This is a genomic window from Mesorhizobium sp. M0140, from assembly GCF_040322475.1.
In the GTDB taxonomy this organism is placed as follows: Bacteria; Pseudomonadota; Alphaproteobacteria; order Rhizobiales; family Rhizobiaceae; genus Mesorhizobium.
Map to the genome: position 1 here is coordinate 1 of NZ_JAMYTM010000086.1, position 859 is coordinate 859.

The 859-nt window shown below is 56.2% G+C and carries 1 protein-coding gene; it reads right to left on the reverse strand.

The genetic code is table 11. The features are described from left to right. Positions 1-114 precede the first annotated feature (114 nt). Entirely contained in the window at positions 115-813 is a 699-nt protein-coding gene (locus NKJ37_RS31950; protein ID WP_352776445.1) for an aspartate/glutamate racemase family protein, read from the reverse strand. Positions 814-859 lie beyond the last annotated feature (46 nt).

The window sequence follows — 859 nt, forward strand, 5'->3', positions numbered from 1 at the left end:
TACCATGCGACGACTAGCCACACGGCCGAAAACCGATTCGCACCTTAGCCTCGCCGATCGTACCGTAGCAGGAATAGGCATGCGATCACCCCTCGGTGACGAATGAACGTGTCTTCAGCCGACTGATGAGACCAACAAACTCCTGAGGAGGTAGATATCGTAGACTGGCAGCTGCGTGATTCGACGGATTGCCGGCGCGACTGGCGCAAAGCCAGTGCACTCGAACAGAATAATAGCTATCTCCGGGTGCGCTGCTCTCAGCCGCGCAATGCAAGCGCTGATGTCCGCCTCCAGCGCTGCGACATCAGCCGGCGGCGCTGGGTGCTTTCTCTCATCGTGCCAATATTTGCTACCCTCAATGCCGCCAACTACAACTCTGTCCTTTTCGGCCGGATCATGTAGCCCTAGCAGACCGTCGCCGAAACAAGTGGAGTCATATGTCACGACTCCAATCTTCGCCGAGGGCGGAGACTGACGGATCAGCGTCGGCAACAGAAGAAGACTCGACATCGCGACAGGGACATTTACCGAGGAGGCAACAGCCTTTTGATATCTTATCGTGTAGCCGCAGTCCGAACTTATCGCGACGGCTCCTCTCTCAACCAGCCGTTTCGCGGCTGCGACATAGGCTGGCTCAAGTGCCAGATCACCACGAACGACTCTCTCCACCAAGGCTCCCTCTACGATTTCGTCAATGCGGGGCAAATAGGCGGAGCCGGTGCTTTGGATTGAACCAGAGGCATAGGGCTCCGCAGGGTCCTGTCCCTGGTCGAGGCTGAGAATTCCTAGAGCTCGGGGGAGAAGCGCTGTCATTGATCAGGTGTCCTTAATTTTTAAGTCTACGATCTAATTGCGGGAT